17 protein-coding genes are annotated in these 17,975 nt (G+C 39.9%); 15 read left to right on the top strand and 2 right to left on the bottom strand.

The window, feature by feature from the left end; all coding sequences use genetic code 11:
• Window positions 1–553: 553 nt before the first annotated feature.
• Entirely contained in the window at window positions 554–2,326 is a 1,773-nt protein-coding gene (locus tag MFMK1_RS12995) for an IS1634 family transposase (protein ID WP_366922124.1), read from the bottom strand.
• Between the two features lie 370 nt (window positions 2,327–2,696).
• Here MFMK1_RS12995 and MFMK1_RS12990 point away from each other — a divergent pair, with 370 nt between their 5' ends.
• The 14 genes from MFMK1_RS12990 (at window position 2,697) to MFMK1_RS12925 (ending at window position 14,743) form a co-directional block, all read left to right on the top strand.
• The gene (locus tag MFMK1_RS12990) at window positions 2,697–3,566 is read left to right on the top strand and encodes an Abi family protein (RefSeq protein WP_366922123.1); all 870 of its coding nucleotides are present in this window, start codon (window positions 2,697–2,699) and stop codon (window positions 3,564–3,566) included.
• Window positions 3,567–3,611: 45 nt separating this feature from the next.
• Window positions 3,612–3,734, top strand: a complete 123-nt coding sequence (locus MFMK1_RS12985) for a hypothetical protein (RefSeq protein WP_366922122.1) — start codon at window positions 3,612–3,614, stop codon at window positions 3,732–3,734.
• Between the two features lie 63 nt (window positions 3,735–3,797).
• Complete coding sequence (locus MFMK1_RS12980) at window positions 3,798–4,643, top strand: transposase (protein WP_366922116.1); 846 nt, start codon at window positions 3,798–3,800, stop codon at window positions 4,641–4,643.
• A 166-nt stretch (window positions 4,644–4,809) separates the two neighbouring features.
• Window positions 4,810–5,991 (top strand): AMP-binding protein, encoded by a 1,182-nt coding sequence (locus MFMK1_RS12975; protein WP_366922121.1) that lies wholly within the window; start codon window positions 4,810–4,812, stop codon window positions 5,989–5,991.
• A 71-nt stretch (window positions 5,992–6,062) separates the two neighbouring features.
• Entirely contained in the window at window positions 6,063–6,317 is a 255-nt protein-coding gene (locus MFMK1_RS12970) for a hypothetical protein (protein ID WP_366922120.1), read from the top strand.
• Window positions 6,308–6,697 (top strand): aspartyl protease family protein, encoded by a 390-nt coding sequence (locus MFMK1_RS12965; RefSeq protein ID WP_366922119.1) that lies wholly within the window; start codon window positions 6,308–6,310, stop codon window positions 6,695–6,697. Before MFMK1_RS12970 ends, MFMK1_RS12965 begins: the two co-directional genes overlap by 10 nt.
• A gap of 44 nt (window positions 6,698–6,741) precedes the next feature.
• A complete protein-coding gene (locus MFMK1_RS12960; RefSeq protein ID WP_366922118.1) occupies window positions 6,742–6,984 on the top strand; it encodes a hypothetical protein in 243 nt (80 codons plus the stop codon).
• A gap of 229 nt (window positions 6,985–7,213) precedes the next feature.
• On the top strand, window positions 7,214–8,032 hold the full coding sequence (locus tag MFMK1_RS12955; protein WP_366922117.1) for a UPF0158 family protein: 819 nt from the start codon (window positions 7,214–7,216) through the stop codon (window positions 8,030–8,032).
• Window positions 8,033–8,460: 428 nt separating this feature from the next.
• The gene (locus MFMK1_RS12950) at window positions 8,461–9,306 is read left to right on the top strand and encodes a transposase (protein ID WP_366922116.1); all 846 of its coding nucleotides are present in this window, start codon (window positions 8,461–8,463) and stop codon (window positions 9,304–9,306) included.
• Window positions 9,307–9,376: 70 nt separating this feature from the next.
• A complete protein-coding gene (locus MFMK1_RS12945; RefSeq protein WP_366922115.1) occupies window positions 9,377–10,915 on the top strand; it encodes a YifB family Mg chelatase-like AAA ATPase in 1,539 nt (512 codons plus the stop codon).
• 12 nt (window positions 10,916–10,927) lie between these two features.
• Window positions 10,928–12,043 (top strand): DNA-processing protein DprA, encoded by a 1,116-nt coding sequence (gene dprA / locus MFMK1_RS12940; protein ID WP_366922114.1) that lies wholly within the window; start codon window positions 10,928–10,930, stop codon window positions 12,041–12,043.
• Window positions 12,044–12,176: 133 nt separating this feature from the next.
• A complete protein-coding gene (locus MFMK1_RS12935; RefSeq protein ID WP_366924943.1) occupies window positions 12,177–12,401 on the top strand; it encodes a DUF4160 domain-containing protein in 225 nt (74 codons plus the stop codon).
• 14 nt (window positions 12,402–12,415) lie between these two features.
• Complete coding sequence (locus MFMK1_RS12930) at window positions 12,416–12,667, top strand: DUF2442 domain-containing protein (RefSeq protein WP_366922113.1); 252 nt, start codon at window positions 12,416–12,418, stop codon at window positions 12,665–12,667.
• 417 nt (window positions 12,668–13,084) lie between these two features.
• The gene (locus MFMK1_RS12925) at window positions 13,085–14,743 is read left to right on the top strand and encodes an AMP-binding protein (RefSeq protein ID WP_366922112.1); all 1,659 of its coding nucleotides are present in this window, start codon (window positions 13,085–13,087) and stop codon (window positions 14,741–14,743) included.
• A 69-nt stretch (window positions 14,744–14,812) separates the two neighbouring features.
• Here the strand turns inward: MFMK1_RS12925 and MFMK1_RS12920 are convergent, their stop codons facing one another.
• On the bottom strand, window positions 14,813–15,358 hold the full coding sequence (locus MFMK1_RS12920; RefSeq protein ID WP_366922111.1) for a helix-turn-helix domain-containing protein: 546 nt from the start codon (window positions 15,356–15,358) through the stop codon (window positions 14,813–14,815).
• 226 nt (window positions 15,359–15,584) lie between these two features.
• Here MFMK1_RS12920 and MFMK1_RS12915 point away from each other — a divergent pair, with 226 nt between their 5' ends.
• Window positions 15,585–17,903, top strand: coding sequence for an O-antigen ligase family protein (locus MFMK1_RS12915; protein ID WP_366922110.1), 2,319 nt, complete (start codon window positions 15,585–15,587; stop codon window positions 17,901–17,903).
• Window positions 17,904–17,975 lie beyond the last annotated feature (72 nt).

Below are 17,975 nucleotides of genomic sequence, written 5' to 3'. Positions count from 1 at the left end.
ACGGTGCCAAGAGACGGTGCCAGGCACTTAACTTATTAACTTATTGCGAATAATACCACTTTCTGGTAGAATGGAACCGGAAGGTGGTTTTTCATTGGGGCGGAAACCGAGGATAGAGCATTATGAGTATATGCATAAAGACAAAGAGGAAATAACCGGGAGTATATATTTGGGAATAAAGATGATAAAGCATATTTGTTGGAATTGATTAAGGAATATAAAGCGATAATGAAATTTGAGCTTGGCGGGTTTGTTGGAGACAGGGCGGTGCCAGGCTGCATATTTCGGCGGCGTCCAGACTGCATAACGGCACATCAGGATACCTTGTCTTTGTTAGATCTAATGATGAATTTGGAAATAAAGGTTACAAAGGGTTAGACCTTACTGCTTTTTAAAGCGTTAGATTGATTTGATTGAAAAGCATTGACAAATAATGGCGGTGGATGTATTACCTGAGTTTTACAGCAAAAACGATTAAAAAAACCCGTTGCCCCAGTATTACCAAGGGCTAGCGGGTTTTGTATTTTGTCAAAAACTTGTAGTGTATTGACACTTATTTTTTGTATTGCAAAATTTTTTTGATCGCTGCCTGAGACATAATCTTTTTACTTAAGTCAAAGCCAAAGACAGACTCAATGGATTCTATTACATCATCTCGATAATCAAACAGGTAATAGTTTTGTTCCAAATAGGAGCAGGAATAGCTAATCAAAGAATTGCGAATCTGCTTCACAGTATGTTTTTTCTCTAGCATCTGTTCAAGAACCCGCATGATTACGAGTGCTACAAAACATACCAGAAAATGTGCTTCTACATGTGCATCTTTTTTTACATATACAGGTCTCGCCTTGAATTCACTCTTGATTACTTTAAAGGATTCTTCGATTTCCCAAAGTCCCTTGTAAATATCACGAATTTCTCTATCTGATAAATGCTTTTCACTGGTAACAATGGAATAGTATCCATCATATTTTTCTTCCTTCTGAATTCTTGCTTCATTCAGGGAAAGAACAAGCCCGTCAGGTATTTCACCTGTTTGTTTTAAGAATTTGATATTGCTTACATAGCCGGCAGCTCCAATGCTGGTAGCTCTTGTATATTTTCCGGGTTTGGCAATCAGTTCCTTTGCCTTCGCAATAGCCTTATCTCTGTCTTTTTTCTGTTTTTTGGCGTATTTATCGGAATAGTAGACCATCTGTTTCTGAAATATTTCCATCTTTTGGGCACGCTTGCCATCTGTTCCCTTTAACTGTATTTTCTTTGCATGAATGCGGAATTTGTGCTTAAAAAAGACGGTATTTCCATCCTTATCTTCTTCTTTGTCTATTAAATAATCTTCCTGATTTAATACCCATTCTTTAAATTCTTTGTCAGCACCGAGAACACTCTGTCCATAAACATAGCCGTCATTACCTGCCATGTCATCATGGTTCTTTCCCGAAAGAAAAGTGGTATTATCACTAGTGTTAAGCCCCCTGTCTGCTACAACGATAATACGTTCCAAGGCGAAATCTCTCTTTACACGGCGAATTGTTGGAAGTAGAGAGAGTTTTTCACTTTCGCCACCAGAAAAAGTATTGAAGGCCATGGGGATTCCATTAGTATCCATCAGGAGTCCCATTTGAATGATGGGATCTTTACGGTGCTCTTTAGATGGGCCACGTTTTTTTTGACCCTTTTTAATCATATTCCCGTCTTCATCGTATTCATCTTCATCCTCATAAGGGATCTCGAAGTAGTAGTTGGTGACATCATAATATCCAAGCTGGTTATCTCTTGCTATAAGTTCCGATATTCTACTATGGAGATGCCGTTGGATCTCATTTGAATATCCGGCAAAGTAATCCAGAGCACGGTAAATGTCAGCCAGTGAAAAGTCAAAGGATTCAAAGAAATAATCCTTGGTTTCAAAGGCGTGTCTTTTTGATGAAGGAAATAAAAAGCGGTTGAAAATGAGCAGACTGAATATGCTGTTTAGGTTATAATCTACGATTAAATGCCTTTGCTTGTTCTGGAAATATTCTCTAAGACCAAGTAGAGAGTATACTGATTTTGGCACAGTATAACCAAGATTTTTGCGCAATGCTGCTTGATCCGGAAGCTTAGCTAACAGGTCAAGTTCTAGTTTTTTTTGCGGAACTTCGTTCTTGGTACGTTCCTTTGCAACCCGCTTGAAATGTGCAATAGGATCAGGATATTCCTTTTCCAGATCTTCAAGATAGCCAAGTTTCTCAACTGTTTTTTGTTTTACCTTTCCATTCTGTCTATAACCTTGGACAAAAGACAAATAGACCTTACCATTACTGATACTTTTCTTTACATACATAAATTCACCTCTAATCCCATAATATCACAATACACGACGATATACAACATATAAATGCATAAAGATTGACAAAAGAAAAGCCCGACTTCTCGGGCTTCAGAGCGGTTTTTTATATGTAGTTGGTGTAAAACAACGGAGACTGCATAACGGCACATCAGGATACCTTGTCTTTGTTAGATCTAATGATGAATTTGGAAATAAAGGTTACAAAGGGTTAGACCTTACTGCTTTTTAAAGCGTTAGATTGATTTGATTGAAAAGCATTGACAAATAATGGCGGTGGATGTATTATTACATTAACAGTACCCATCACGCCTCTTAACAATGCGTACCACGGTGGGTCATTTAATTTATGGAGAAATAAAACAATATGGATAATGGTGATAGAATTAAGGAACCTACAACCTTTCAAGAACAGGTAGATATATTAAAAGAAAGAAACCTGCAGATAGAGGATGAACAGCAGGCAAGAGAAATCCTTGGCAGAATTAATTATTACCGGCTAAGTGCTTACATGCTTACTTATAAGGCCGATAATAAATTTCAAGATGGGGTTTCTTTTAGTGATATCTATAATCTTTACGAGTTTGATAAAAAGTTACGTAATTTGATTATGGGATTGCTGGAAACCATAGAGGTCACCTTCCGAACTCATATTGCATATTTAATTGCTCATAAATATGGGGCAACTGGCTACATGAACCCAGAAAATTTTATCACTAAAAAGATTCATGTAGAGTTGATGGACAAGCTTTATCTTGAAATAGATAGAAGCGATGAGCTTTTTATTAAGCATCATAAGAGTAAATATAAAGGTGTTTTCCCAGTTTGGGTGGCTATAGAAGTAGTGTCTTTTGGTTTACTTTCTAAAATTTATTCAAATCTAAAGAATGAAGATAAATTGGAAATTGCCATTACATATTGTAAAATTCCATATAAGTATATTAGAAGCTGGCTTCATGCGTTGTCTACATTTAGGAACATTTGTGCTCATTTTGGAAGGATTTACAATCGAACCTTAACCATCAAACCAATGCTTCATAAAAAAGATTTAGCAAAAGATATAAAAAATGATACAGTGTTCTCACTTATATTGATCATGGGAAAACTCATAAAAGATAACATTGAATGGGGCACTTTTGTAACTAATTTACGTGCTTTAATCGACCAATATGAAAAAGTAGATGTAGAACTGATGGGCTTCCCAGAAAAATGGGAGCATTTGCTTAGGTCTATATAAGGGTGTAAGAGTCGGTAAGAAGAACTATTAGGCACTGCCGGGGGTTTGAAGAAGGTAGGGGACTTTTTTGCCGGGGAGCCTGTTTTGATTGGAAGAGGCGGTGATTGGAAGAGGCGATTGGGAAGAGGCGGTGGGAAGAGGCGGGAAGAGGCGGTGCCAGGCACTTAACTTATTAACTTATTGTAACTGATGCCACTTTCTGGTAAGATGATACTGGGAGGTGGTTTTTCATTGGGACGGAAACCGAGGATAGAGTATAAGGGTGGGGTATATCACATTATTCAAAGAGGGAATAACCGAGAGTACATATTTGAGAATAGAGATTATAAAGTATATTTGCTGGAACTGGTAAAGGAATATAAACTAATCATGAATTTTGAGTTTTATGGGTTCGTCCTAATGGATAATCACTACCATTTTGTGCTGAAGACATTGGAGGCACCATTGCAGGATATCATGCACCGGATAAACAATAAATACAGTAAATTCTATAACTACATAAATGGAAGAACGGGACATGTTTTTGAAAATAGATATAAAGGAATTTTAGTGAAAGATAATAAATATCTTTTATCTTTGCTGCGGTATATCCATCAAAATCCGGTGAGGGCGAAGATGTGTAAGAAAGCAAAAGACTATCGCTGGAGTAGCGACCCATATTATAGAAGAAATAAGCGCGGAGACATCGTAGACATAGATTTTATCTTGAACATATTTTCTGAAAATCGGCAAGAGGCCATTAAAGCTTATGAAAAATTTATGGATATGGATGAGATGGAGGAAGGCAGTATCTTTGAAGAAGGCCTGTTTATAGGTGGAAACCAAAAAACTATAATTAATAAACCTCTTGCGGAAATTCAAAGAAAAAGTCTAGATGAAATACTGTTTGAAGTGACACAGGACAACGCTATTTTCAAAGAGATAAAAAATGCCTCACGGAAAAGACATCTTACCCATTATAAACAAGCATATATCAATAAATCCTTAGCTGCCAATTATACTATGAAAGAAATTGGAGAAAACATATCTATTAGCGAAGCAGCTGTTTATAAGATGTATGAGAAGCTAAAACACTAGTAAAATATTCAAGTAATTGATAAAATAGGATATATTAGGTAAAAAGCAGTGGGAATAGGGGGGCATCGTGTGGCTTCTATTGTAAAAAGCTTTGCTATCTCAGGTGTAAAACAGAGGACGGTGTAAAACAGAGCAAAACAGAGCAAAACAGCACGTAAGGGATAAGATGCCTACTCTTGAATTAGTTGTAACTACCAATTACGCAGACTTTATTCCCGAAGAACCCACCCTGCCGGTGCCTGAAGAAATAATACTTGAAAAGAAACTATTTGACGATACAACAGACCTGTTGCAAGCTGTCAAAGAGCATAGCGCACAGCTTCAGAGCGATGAAATCAATCTTTGGGATGACGTAGCTTTATTCGTTTATACCTCCGGCACCACCGGCAGACCTAAAGGAGCCATGCTCACTTATGGTAATGCTCTTTTTAAGACTGCAGCTGCTTTTCATGGAAACCAATCGGAAAAACTCAAAATGGGTCTTACTGTAATGCCCATATTTCATATCGCGGGTATGGTGATGGGGGTAAATATTCCTGTTTACAGCGGCATGACTACTGTGATGTTAACCCGTTACGATGCTCAGGCAGTAGTAACGGCCATCGAAAAGTATCAATGTGACTTTTGGTATAGTATAGCACCCATGAATGGGGAACTATTGGGTTATCCTGGCATTGAAAAACGTGACTTGAGCAGTCTTAAATTGAATTTGTGTACAAGTTTTGGCTTTCCGGTAAATCAAGAATTGTCAGACGCCTGGAAACAGCTTACCAATAGCTGTTATTTATATGAAGCATCTTATGGGCTTAGCGAAACACATACTTGTGATACCATCATGCCCCCGGAAAAAATAAAATTCGGCTCTTGCGGAATCCCTACCTTCGATACTGAAGTTAAGATTTTGGACCCGGAGACCGGAGACCCGCTGCCGCCAGGTGAACAGGGAGAAATAGTGATTAAAAATCCCGGGGTATTTAAAGGATATTTTAATCGTCCCCAAGCCACTGATGAAACGCTTAAAGATGGCTGGGTTTACACCGGTGATATTGGCATGATTGATCAAGATGGTTATCTCTACTTCATTGGCAGGGTCAAAGAAATGATTAAATGCTCTGGGTACAGCGTTTTTCCTGAAGATGTGGAGGCGATGTTAATAAAGCACCCGGCTGTTCTGCAAGCGGGTGTTATTGGCGTGCCCGATGCAAGACGTGGTGAAAGTGTCAAAGCATTTATCGTGCTGAAGCAGGATTTTAAAGGCAAGGTGTCAGCTGAAGACATTATAACAAAGAGAACGGTGACAAAGAGAACGGTGCCAGGCACTTTACTTATTAACTTATTTAAAAAATAAAATATATTTTATTTGGGTTGTTTCATAAGCTAGCTTAACTATGGTAAAATGTGCACAGGTAGGTGATTTGCATGAAATGGGAAGAAGTAAGAAAAATATATCCTGAAAGATATGTGTTACTTCAAGTTTTAGAAAGCCATGTTGATGGTGATAAGAAATATGTTGATGATGTTGCAATCATAAGAACTATTCAGGATCCTAAAGAAGCAACACGTGAGCTTGTAAGTGCGAAACCCGGCATTCTTGTGTATCATACTTCCAAGGAAAAGATAGAAATCTTGATGAGAAAAAGAGTTGGCTTTAGAGGAGCTGTAGCATGGAAGTAGATGTGTATTTTGACGGGCAGCTTATTTATGCATCTTTAAAGCTCATATATAAAGGTAATAGCATGGTGGTTGATAAACTTGTTGTGGATACAGGAGCTGCAAAATCATTTATATCTGTAGATGCAGTTGAAGAGATAAATATTGTTTTTGAAGATGGGGACTATATTACAACGGTTTATGGCATTGGAGGCCCTGACAATTCATTTCAAAAGTATATTGACATAGTTGAGTTTGGCTCAACAAAGCTTAATAACTATATTATTGATTTTGGTGCTTTTCATGACGAGTATGATATTAATGGTCTTATCGGATTAGATATATTGAGGGATGCTGGAGTTATAATTGACTTAAAAAGAATGATAATAGAAGTTGATGAATAGGAGAGCATGCCAAGAACTTATGAATGAAGTAGAGGAGAAAAAGAATGGTTGAAATAACAGTTAAAGAATTTGCTAAGATGTATGTTAAGAATAACTCTGAAGAGAAATTTGACAAAGTAAAATCAAACCTCAAGACAGCCTTAAAGAGAAAAAATGCTGGGGCTGTTTGCAACAATTGCGGTGAACCGATATGGGCAGCCGGAAGTGCTATTGTTGGATTTGATGGCTGTTTTACTTGTATTACAGGAGAAAGCGATGATTCCGAGGATTATGAGGTTTGTGAGTGAGGGGACATAAGGGGACGAAGGTTTTGTGTTACTTCTCTGTTAAGTTGAAGTGCAACAAATTTCCGCATATCTCTAAGGGAAAAGGGTACTTGTTATAGGAGGGGCAGGAGCGATTGGCTTTGAGCTGTGCAGTGCAGGCAGATTCTACTGTTCAATCCGGCTGTTTTGGTTATTTTAGCGTCCATTTTTTTAGAAACGTGGAAAGTTTGAATGTTAGGATGGGATCAAGATGTCAGATATACATAAAGAATATGGAAAAAAGTTGAGGGCATTTAATTTTGATGGTTCACACCCCAGCCAGGATGCTATATTAATAAATGGGAATTTTATCATCTATGAAAAGGGTTTGCTTATTAAGGGACTGCCACCATTAAATCAAGTCTATACAAAATGGCGAGATATGAGTGGAGTTACATTGTATGAAGGTGAGACAACAAAAGTAACAATTGCCCTGGAAAATGAAGATGGTAAAATTGTAGCTGAGAGTAAAGATAGGCCGAAAGATGTTATAGCATTTTATGATCTTATAGAAGTGCAAAGGGAAAAGTACAGATATTATGATGAGCTTAAGCAACTTAAGGTGGATCTGGTAGATATCAGTATTATTATGGACACTGACAGGTGGGAAAATCATGCGTATCTTGATACTGAGATAGGTGAGATAATACATATACCTATTGAACTGGATGAGGATAATGTATATGATGAGGAATATGTTGCTGGCCTACCCCAATGGGAAAGGGAAATGGTAGAAAAAGTTAAGAAAGTATATGAGAATGAAGAGGGAAGGTATGAAGTTATACCAGAAAGAGCCAGTTATGAAGCTTATGATACTATGGTTGAATTTACGAAAAGGCTTGATGATCTGAAAGTTTCGGAAAAACTGTTTGATGCTCTTGATGGCAAGGGTGCATTTCGCAGATTTGAAAATGTGATTAGCAGGTACCCGGAAATAGAAAAGCAGTGGTATAAGTACAAAACAGAAATAGAAAAACAGGAAGTAAGAGAATGGCTTTGGAGTATTGGTTTAGAGCCCGTAGAAAGGTGAGTGATTTATAATGGAAAAGGAATTTAAGCCGCAGTGCATGTTTTGTGGTGCATCTGTAGGAGAAATAAGTGAAAGGACAGGAGAACAGCTAGATGCAATTTATGACTGTCCAAAATGTATGATGAACTACTGCAGTGAGTGTAGTTATGAAGAGGAAATAGATGGAGAGTCAGTACAGCTTTGCTTAAGGTGTGATAGCAGGTTGGTGTTAATTCCAACCTAATCTGTCATTAGAAAATACATGAAGGGTGAGACCACTTGCGGGGACATCATAACTCTCGGTTTTTACAAAATTGTTTAAGCGAAAAGCGGTGAGCGAAAAGCGGTGAGCGAAAAGCGAGCGAAAAGCGGTGCCAGGCACTTAACTTATTAACTTATTGTAACTGATACCACTTTCTGGTAAGATGATACTGGGAGGTGGTTTTTCATTGGGACGGAAACCGAGGATAGAGTATAAGGGTGGGGTATATCACATTATTCAAAGAGGGAATAACCGAGAGTACATATTTGAGAATAGAGATTATAAAGTATATTTGCTGGAACTGGTAAAGGAATATAAACTAATCATGAATTTTGAGTTTTATGGGTTCGTCCTAATGGATAATCACTACCATTTTGTGCTGAAGACATTGGAGGCACCATTGCAGGATATCATGCACCGGATAAACAATAAATACAGTAAATTCTATAACTACATAAATGGAAGAACGGGACATGTTTTTGAAAATAGATATAAAGGAATTTTAGTGAAAGATAATAAATATCTTTTATCTTTGCTGCGGTATATCCATCAAAATCCGGTGAGGGCGAAGATGTGTAAGAAAGCAAAAGACTATCGCTGGAGTAGCGACCCATATTATAGAAGAAATAAGCGCGGAGACATCGTAGACATAGATTTTATCTTGAACATATTTTCTGAAAATCGGCAAGAGGCCATTAAAGCTTATGAAAAATTTATGGATATGGATGAGATGGAGGAAGGCAGTATCTTTGAAGAAGGCCTGTTTATAGGTGGAAACCAAAAAACTATAATTAATAAACCTCTTGCGGAAATTCAAAGAAAAAGTCTAGATGAAATACTGTTTGAAGTGACACAGGACAACGCTATTTTCAAAGAGATAAAAAATGCCTCACGGAAAAGACATCTTACCCATTATAAACAAGCATATATCAATAAATCCTTAGCTGCCAATTATACTATGAAAGAAATTGGAGAAAACATATCTATTAGCGAAGCAGCTGTTTATAAGATGTATGAGAAGCTAAAACACTAGTAAAATATTCAAGTAATTGATAAAATAGGATATATTAGGTAAAAAGCAGTGTGAATAGGGGGGGCATCGTATGGCTTCTATTGTAAAAAGCTTTGCTATCTCAGGTGTAGACGGCTATTTAGTAGATGTAGAGACAAAAACCATAGAAGGGATGCCCCTGATTGTTATTGTCGGGCTGGGAGATACGGCCGTAAAAGAAGCAAGGGAAAGGGTAGAAGCTGCCCTGCGTGACGGACAATTTAACTTTCCCGAGATGAAGATCGTAATCAACTTGGCTCCCAGTGATTTAAAAAAAAGCGGCTCTCATTTTGATTTACCCATTGCATTAGGACTTTTATTGGAAACGGAGCAGCTTGATATAAAGAGATGGAAAGATTTTGGGTGTATTGGCGAGTTATCCTTGAATGCACGGCTCCGGAACTGCACCGGGGTACTGCCGATGGTTATCGCTGCTAAAAAAGCAGGGATTAAAAATATCATCGTACCCAGAGAAAGTATACATGAGGCTTCCTTGGTTAAGGGAATCAATGTGGTTGGTTTTAATACCTTAAGAGAAGTGGTCGAATTTTTAGAGGGTGAAGGAGACTATAATATTCAGCCTGAAGCAAATTTTACTGCACCTGAAGAAAGCATCTATCCGGTGGATTTTAAAGAAGTCCAAGGGCAAGAGGCGATGATTGAATATATCGTTGTGGCAGCAGCTGGGGGACATAATTTGCTGATGATTGGCACTCCAGGCTGTGGAAAGTCTATGATTGCCAAACGTATTCCCACTATCCTACCTAGCATGACAGAGGAAGAGGCGTTGGAAACAACAAAAATCTATAGTGTGGCTGGACTTTTGAAGGGCAAGGGACATTTAATTATGGATCGCCCATTTCGTGCTCCCCACCATAATGCATCTACCAATGCTTTAATCGGGGGAGGAAACGATGCCAACCCAGGCGAAATATCCTTGGCTCATAATGGGGTATTATTCTTAGATGAAATTGCTGAGTTCAGCAAGAAAACACTGGACGCATTAAGACAGCCGATGGAAGATCAACAGGTTACCATCTCCAGGGTAAAATACAACAATACTTACCCTGCAAGTTTTATGCTGGTGGCTGCTATGAATCCTTGTCCCTGTGGTTATTACGGTAAAAGCAAATGTCGATGTACTGATTATGAGGTCATAAAATACAGACAGCGATTATCAGGCCCGATATTAGACAGGATGGATATTCAAAAATATGTTCAGCCCGTTAATTTCATTGATCTATCAAGCGACTTCTCGGGAAAAAGCTCTCAGGAGCTGCGAGAGAGGGTTGAATCTGCCAGAAGTATTCAGAAAAATAGATTTAAGAAGATAACAGGTGTAAATAATAACGGTCAAATGGGACATGCCCTCATTAAAGAATACTGCCAATTGGAGGAAGAGGGACAAAGGCTGCTGCAGTTGGCCTATGACCGGTTCGCATATAGCGCCAGAACCTTTCACAAGTATTTAAAGGTTGCAAGGACCTTTGCTGACATGGCGGGTTCTGCTAAGATCAGGAAAAAGGATGTGGCGGCGGCCCTAATGGCCAGAGACTTAGAAAAGGAAGGGGCAAGCATGATGGTGCTTTAGGAGGAAAACAGCATGGAGTACTGGATATGGTTAAGACAATTGAGCGGTATCGGAACAGTCTTGGAAAAAAGATTATTAGACCGTTGTAAGTCCCCTAAGTCAATTTATGAGGCAAATGCAGAAGAATTGATGTTGGTTGCAGGAATAGGAGCCGCGTTAGCAAAAGTCATACGCCAGAATCGATCCCTAGACCAGGCAGAGTCCATATTAGAAAAGGCACTTAAAAATGATATGAAGTTATTGACCTATCATGACCCGTTATATCCAGTTTTAGCTAAAGAATATCGCGATGCCCCGACACTTTTATATTATAAAGGACAGCTTCGAAAGAACAGTACAGGGGTAGTGATAGTAGGTTCCCGTAGATGTACAGCATATGGAAAGAGGGCAGCAGTAGAGGCTTCCGGTTTTTTAGCTGAAAATAATATTCCCGTGATCAGCGGCATGGCTAAAGGGATAGACGGTTATGCTCACACCGGCTGTTTAAAAGCAGGAGGGTATACGATTGCTTTTCTGGGAAACGGAGTCGATATTTGTTATCCCAAGGAGCATCAAGCATTAATGGACGCTATAATTGAAAACGGAGCCGTCATTTCCCAATATCCTCCCAATACTAAACCGTGGCCTGAGTATTTTCCTCAAAGAAATGCTTTGATCAGCAGTTGGGGTGAAAAAGTGTTGGTGATAGAAGCGGCAGAAAAGAGCGGAGCACTGATTACTGCTGCTTTTGCCAAGGAACAGGGAAAGGAAGTCTATGCTTTGCCCCATGAAATCTATAATCCAAGTGGAAGGGGAGCAAATCAATTGATTGCGGATGGGGTCAATATCTATTTACACCCTTCACAATTACTGACGGATTATGATGCGGTTAAGAAGGAAACCAAATTAGCAGGTAAAATTCTAACAGGCACTAAAGGCAGAACCGAAAAGCATTCCTATAGAGACGGGACTGCTCTAACAGACACTGAAAGGAAAATTCTCTCCAGCATTTCTTCAGCTCCTAAAACCATTGAACAAATTGGTGTAGATATTGGAATAGATCAACTTAAATTAATCGAAATTCTTTCAATGATGGAACTAAGCGGTTTAATTCATACTATGTCTGGTGGAAGATTCGGGAGGACCTAGTTGGGTTGGGGAACATAAACAGAGGACGGTGCCTGCAGGAGTCGGATACGGCAAACGTAAGTCCGGTTCTGTGAGAGCAAAGAAGCCGGGAAATTATTCCCGACTTCTAGCTACTCGATATTTACATGCTTTCATGATGGTACATGGGTGTTCCGCCGCACCACACTTCCATGCTTATTACGGAGAAAATAAGGCAATAATTGATATAAAGACTTGCGAATTAAAAGAAGGTAATCTACCTAAGAAACAGCTTAAGCTAGTTCTGGCATGGGCTGAATTGAGACAAGAAGAATTATTAGCAAACTGGACCTTAGCAATGAATAGTGAACTTCCTTTTAAAATCGATCCGTTGAAATAGGGAGGTGCAGATTTATGTACTTAGCTGTTATAAATGTAAAACCTTTGAGTGATTACCAACTACTTTTAACTTTTGAAAACGGTGAAAAGAAAAAGTTTGATATGAAACCTTATTTGGATAAAGGTATTTTTAAAGAACTAAAGGATGAGAAGAAATTTGAATCGGTTAGAGTAAGTTTTGATAGTATTGAGTGGTGTAATCAAGCGGATATTGATCCTGAAGTTTTATACGAAAAAAGCGTAGCGCAAACTAAAGCGGTAAACTAAAGCGAAGCCAGGCACGTAACTTACTTATGTTGGAAAAGCCGAATTTATTGGCTCATACTTATGACGAAGAGCGTTTTCAATCAGGTAACTAAGATTAAGGACAGTTATTACGCAGCGATAACGCAGGTATATCAGGATCTAGGGGCAAAAAAAATGAGGTTTGGAATACCGGGAAAAAGTATGAAATTAGCCTGGCACCAAGAGGTGTCATTTTTTTATTTATATGCTTTCATGATGGTACATAGGTGTTTCGCCGCACCAAACGGTGGAATATTGCACCCATTGGGCGGATGGTTCACTATTTATTGAGCTATGTCGGCTTCGGTATTTGGCATAAGGCTTGCAATAAATATAGTTGTATAGTTGTAATTGCAATTGTGCAAATTTTCATGCAATAATTTATTGGGGGGAATAAAATTGGATAAGCTTTGGCTACAAAATTGGCCGGAAGGTGTGTCCACCAAGCTGACCTATCGATTAGGAGAAAAGCCTTTACACCAGTATCTAACCCAAAACGCTCTGGATAAACCGGAAACCATTGCGTATATCTATTATGGTACAGAAATTTCTTGGAAAGAACTGGAGCATTATGTAAATAGGTTTGCCAATTTTCTAAAAAGCAAGGGGATTGTTAAGGGTGACCGGGTAGGACTGTTTATGCAAAACTGTCCTCAATACATCATTGCTCATTATGCAGTGCAAAAGCTGGGAGCAATTGTCGGCCCCATCAGCCCCATGTTTAAAGAATGGGAATTGGAATACGAAATAAACGATATGGGAGCGAAAGCAGTGGTGGCGGCCCAGGACCTTTACCCCATTGTTGCCAACGTAAGGGATAAGATGCCTACTCTTGAATTAGTTGTAACTACCAATTACGCAGACTTTATTCCCGAAGAACCCACCCTGCCGGTGCCTGAAGAAATAATACTTGAAAAGAAACTATTTGACGATACAACAGACCTGTTGCAAGCTGTCAAAGAGCATAGCGCACAGCTTCAGAGCGATGAAATCAATCTTTGGGATGACGTAGCTTTATTCGTTTATACCTCCGGCACCACCGGCAGACCCAAAGGAGCCATGCTCACTTATGGTAATGCTCTTTTTAAGACTGCAGCTGCTTTTCATGGAAACCAATCGGAAAAACTCAAAATGGGTCTTACTGTAATGCCCATATTTCATATCGCGGGTATGGTGATGGGGGTAAATATTCCTGTTTACAGCGGCATGACTACTGTGATGTTAACCCGTTACGATGCTCAGGCAGTAGTAACGGCCATCGAAAAGTATCAATGTGACTTTTGGTATAGTATAGCACCCATGAATGGGGAACTATTGGGTTATCCTGGCATTGAAAAACGTGACTTGAGCAGTCTTAAATTGAATTTGTGTACAAGTTTTGGCTTTCCGGTAAATCAAGAATTGTCAGACGCCTGGAAACAGCTTACCAATAGCTGTTATTTATATGAAGCATCTTATGGGCTTAGCGAAACACATACTTGTGATACCATCATGCCCCCGGAAAAAATAAAATTCGGCTCTTGCGGAATCCCTACCTTCGATACTGAAGTTAAGATTTTGGACCCGGAGACCGGAGACCCGCTGCCGCCAGGTGAACAGGGAGAAATAGTGATTAAAAATCCCGGGGTATTTAAAGGATATTTTAATCGTCCCCAAGCCACTGATGAAACGCTTAAAGATGGCTGGGTTTACACCGGTGATATTGGCATGATTGATCAAGATGGTTATCTCTACTTCATTGGCAGGGTCAAAGAAATGATTAAATGCTCTGGGTACAGCGTTTTTCCTGAAGATGTGGAGGCGATGTTAATAAAGCACCCGGCTGTTCTGCAAGCGGGTGTTATTGGCGTGCCCGATTCAAGACGTGGTGAAAGTGTCAAAGCATTTATCGTGCTGAAGCAGGATTTTAAAGGCAAGGTGTCAGCTGAAGACATTATTACTTGGTCTAAAGAAAAGATGGCCGCTTACAAATATCCTCGCTTTGTAGAATTCCGTGATAGTCTGCCTGCGACCGGCACCGGCAAAGTGCTTCGCCGGCTGTTAAAAGAAGCTCAATAACGGCCAACTTAGGAAGAGGCGGTGCCTGGCACTTGACTTATGGCACTTAACTTATTAAAGTCCCCTTGCCTAGTTATTGTCGTTTTCATTAATAACAAAGGTAATGCTGTAAGCCCTGTCGTCAATTAATATTTGAGCCAAAGCCATTAGTCTGTCCTGGATTTCTTTGCCGTTAAAAGACCCAACCAGCTTAATACTAAAACCTTCATTTCCGGCTGCCGGTTCATCCTCTTTCCGGTGGCTATTTGTTTTTGGTGTCTGCCTTGGCTGACTCAAACCCAGTTGGGAAACCCAGTTATTGACCGAATAAGGCTTTACTCCCCATTCTTCTGATATTTTCTTACGGGAAAAACGTTTTAAGTACTCCGCCAGTATTCTAGTACGTTCTAACTCATCAAGTGTTTTGAAATCATCATACGACATGATTGTATCATACACAGAATAAGTCACCACCTTATTGGTATTTAATTGCCTTTTCTCTTGCGCGCTCATCAGGTCATATGGAGTCCTCATTTTACCCACATAACCCTTTTTACCGGTCTTACTAAATACGCCGGTTCCAATGCGTTTCTTATCTTTTATATCCTGCTCAAATATATATTGTACTTCATTCATAATATGCAACGCCTAACCGTGGGAAATATTATATAAGCTAATATATTCCATATATTCTCTAGTATGAACGGTTAATGTTATATTTTATTCAAACAATTAATAACCAAGAGCGGGTACCAGGCACTTAACTTATCCTGGAGTCATTTTACTGCATTTATGCAGGAATATGCTCGTGAAAAGGCGAACTTTGTTGAAGTACTTTATTTAGCAAAGGGGACATCGATATATGGCGCATATAAAGGAAAACGGTTATTACTGGTTCGCTTTTGTGCTTTTCAGCTTTCTGCTTTTATTACCATCATATTTTCGCGGCTTATTTTTCCCGGTTGAACAATCGTGGGCACTGCTGGGCGCCACTATTATTGCGGTGCTGACTTACTTATGGAAACTCAGTCAACGTGATTATTCTCTGATGCGTAACATGCTTGACTATCATATCCTTGGCCTGTTGGCGGCCTATATAATTGCTTCTTTTGGTGCTGCTTCCGCCCAGCTGGCAGTTCAAGAAATTGTCAAGATGGCGCTATATGTATATATATTTTGGCTCGCGGCTAATTTGGGTAAAGATAAAGAGAAAATTCGCTATCTCATGATGGTGATTTACACCAGCGCAGTAGGGGTGGCATTAGCCGGGTTTCTAACTGCTGTTGGGACAATAAATATTAAAGACGGCTTTGTAAGCGGACGGGTATTTTCTACATTGCAGTATGCTAATGCTACCGCTAGTCTCTTGGCGGCGGTAAGTTTCTTGGGATTATATCTCTGGTATAAGGGTAATACTTGGCAGAAGTACCTTTTTACCGCCGGTAATTATTTTTTACTGATAGTTTTATTAACGACCAACTCCCGGGGCGGTTTCTTGGTATATATCCCTGCGGTGCTGATATTTTTCTTAGGGTTTAGAAAGCGCTGGTGGACCATCTATCACTGGGGTTTTGTCATGTTGGGCGCCTTTGTGGCTAATTTTAAGCTTATTCCTTCGATACTTGCAAAAGACTTTGGCGGTGCTTGGGGCTGGCTCTTTATGGGTCTCGCGGTAGCTTTGGTCGGGCAGATTATCTTGGATATAGCCGGGAAGTTTACCGATCGAGATAAATTTGTTGCTTTCGTCAGTGTAGCAGTTATGATAGCTGCGCTGGTTGGGCTTTTTATGGCAGCTAGTATTGTCGTTAATGCTGACCAGGGCGAAATTTCTGAAGACAGTATCTTGGTGAAAGTAATGCCGGAAAAATTTCTTACGCGTATTCAGAGTATTAACTCCGGGGATAATTCCACTTTAAGCCGGATATATTGGATGAAGGATAGCTTTAAGCTGATAAAGGAGCGGCCCATTTTTGGTTGGGGCGGCGGCGCTTGGGAATCTTCATATCGACGCATTCAAAGCTATGGGTATTCGTCCACTCAGGTGCACAATCACTGGCTGCAGATGTGGACGGAAATTGGTACAGTGGGAATATTAATCTTAATCGGCATTTGGTTTTACTTCTTCTTTACGGTGTGGAAGAATTATCGTCAGGGTGATACTGAGACCCAACTGCTGCAGTGGACGATAGTGGCTGCTGCGGTAATGCTTGGTGTTCATGCCCTGATTGACTTTGATTTAGCTTTATCGGCCGTTGCTATCGTCCTTTTTAGTATGTTTGGTTTTACCCGGGCTTTGGCTAAACTTCGTGTGGGCGAGCCTCTGCCCATTTCGGCGAAGAAGTTTGCCCAAGTGAAGATGCGCTATGTGGCGGTATTTGCTGTGTTTATCCTCTTTACTTTTACTCTGTCTGCCATGCTTTTATTGGGTAATAGCTACGCAGTGAGAGGATCAGATGCTTTTAAGGCGAAAAACTATAACACTGCTTTGGTCAACTTTGATAAGGCCGCCACGTTTAACCCGTGGCAGCCCAGCTATCATCTTGATATGGCTAAGCTTAATATGATGACCGGTAAGAAAGAAGAGGGCCTTAAAGAAGTAAAAAAAGCTGTCAGTCTATCCCCTCACGACCCAAGGAATTACCAGGAAGCGTCGTATATTGCCTGGCGAGAAGGATTTCTATTTGAGGCGCTTGATTTGGCTGAGCAGTCGGTAGAAAACGGGCCGTGGATGAAGGGTAATTGGGATAACCTACAGCACCTTTACGTGGTTGCCGGGGTAAACCTGGTCGCTAAAGGTGACCAGACCCAAGCATATCAGGTGTTTCTAAAGGCGGCTGATATGCCGGATGAGATGAGCGAGAAATATGCGGCACTGACGGAGACCGAAAAGAAACTGTGGGGTACGCGTATCAATCCTCGGCTGCAGCCTACCCACTATAACCGCCTCCAGGAAGGTATCGGTGATTACTTCTTGGGTAACTGGGAAAAGGCTAAGGAAATGCTGACTGTGGCCACAAAGAGTAAGAAAACAAATGGCGAAGCATATATGTGGCTCTCCCTAATTGCAGAACAAGAGGGTAATACAGGACAGGCTAAGAAGTATCTGGACCAAGCAGGGAAGCTAAATCCGCAAATTATGCAGCAGTACCAGTACGTCAAAGACCTGCCAATACTAAAATAACTTGCTAAAATAACTTGACAAAATGGTGTCAGGCACCATTTTGTCAAGTTATTGCAGGAAATGGTTGCGATA

The organism is Metallumcola ferriviriculae (assembly GCF_035573695.1).
Classification (GTDB): domain Bacteria; phylum Bacillota; class JADQBR01; order JADQBR01; family JADQBR01; genus Metallumcola; species Metallumcola ferriviriculae.
This window is presented reverse-complemented; position numbering and strand designations above follow the sequence as displayed.

Coding starts and splice junctions, on each gene's coding strand:
- MFMK1_RS12920 (WP_366922111.1), bottom strand. CDS start 15,358: ATGAATGAAGTACAATATATATTTGAGCAGGATATAAAAGATAAGAAA.
- MFMK1_RS12915 (WP_366922110.1), top strand. CDS start 15,585: ATGGCGCATATAAAGGAAAACGGTTATTACTGGTTCGCTTTTGTGCTT.
- MFMK1_RS12995 (WP_366922124.1), bottom strand. CDS start 2,326: ATGTATGTAAAGAAAAGTATCAGTAATGGTAAGGTCTATTTGTCTTTT.
- MFMK1_RS12930 (WP_366922113.1), top strand. CDS start 12,416: ATGTACTTAGCTGTTATAAATGTAAAACCTTTGAGTGATTACCAACTA.
- MFMK1_RS12990 (WP_366922123.1), top strand. CDS start 2,697: ATGGATAATGGTGATAGAATTAAGGAACCTACAACCTTTCAAGAACAG.
- MFMK1_RS12945 (WP_366922115.1), top strand. CDS start 9,377: ATGGCTTCTATTGTAAAAAGCTTTGCTATCTCAGGTGTAGACGGCTAT.
- MFMK1_RS12970 (WP_366922120.1), top strand. CDS start 6,063: ATGAAATGGGAAGAAGTAAGAAAAATATATCCTGAAAGATATGTGTTA.
- MFMK1_RS12935 (WP_366924943.1), top strand. CDS start 12,177: ATGATGGTACATGGGTGTTCCGCCGCACCACACTTCCATGCTTATTAC.
- MFMK1_RS12960 (WP_366922118.1), top strand. CDS start 6,742: ATGGTTGAAATAACAGTTAAAGAATTTGCTAAGATGTATGTTAAGAAT.
- MFMK1_RS12955 (WP_366922117.1), top strand. CDS start 7,214: ATGTCAGATATACATAAAGAATATGGAAAAAAGTTGAGGGCATTTAAT.
- MFMK1_RS12975 (WP_366922121.1), top strand. CDS start 4,810: ATGCCTACTCTTGAATTAGTTGTAACTACCAATTACGCAGACTTTATT.
- dprA (WP_366922114.1), top strand. CDS start 10,928: ATGGAGTACTGGATATGGTTAAGACAATTGAGCGGTATCGGAACAGTC.
- MFMK1_RS12965 (WP_366922119.1), top strand. CDS start 6,308: ATGGAAGTAGATGTGTATTTTGACGGGCAGCTTATTTATGCATCTTTA.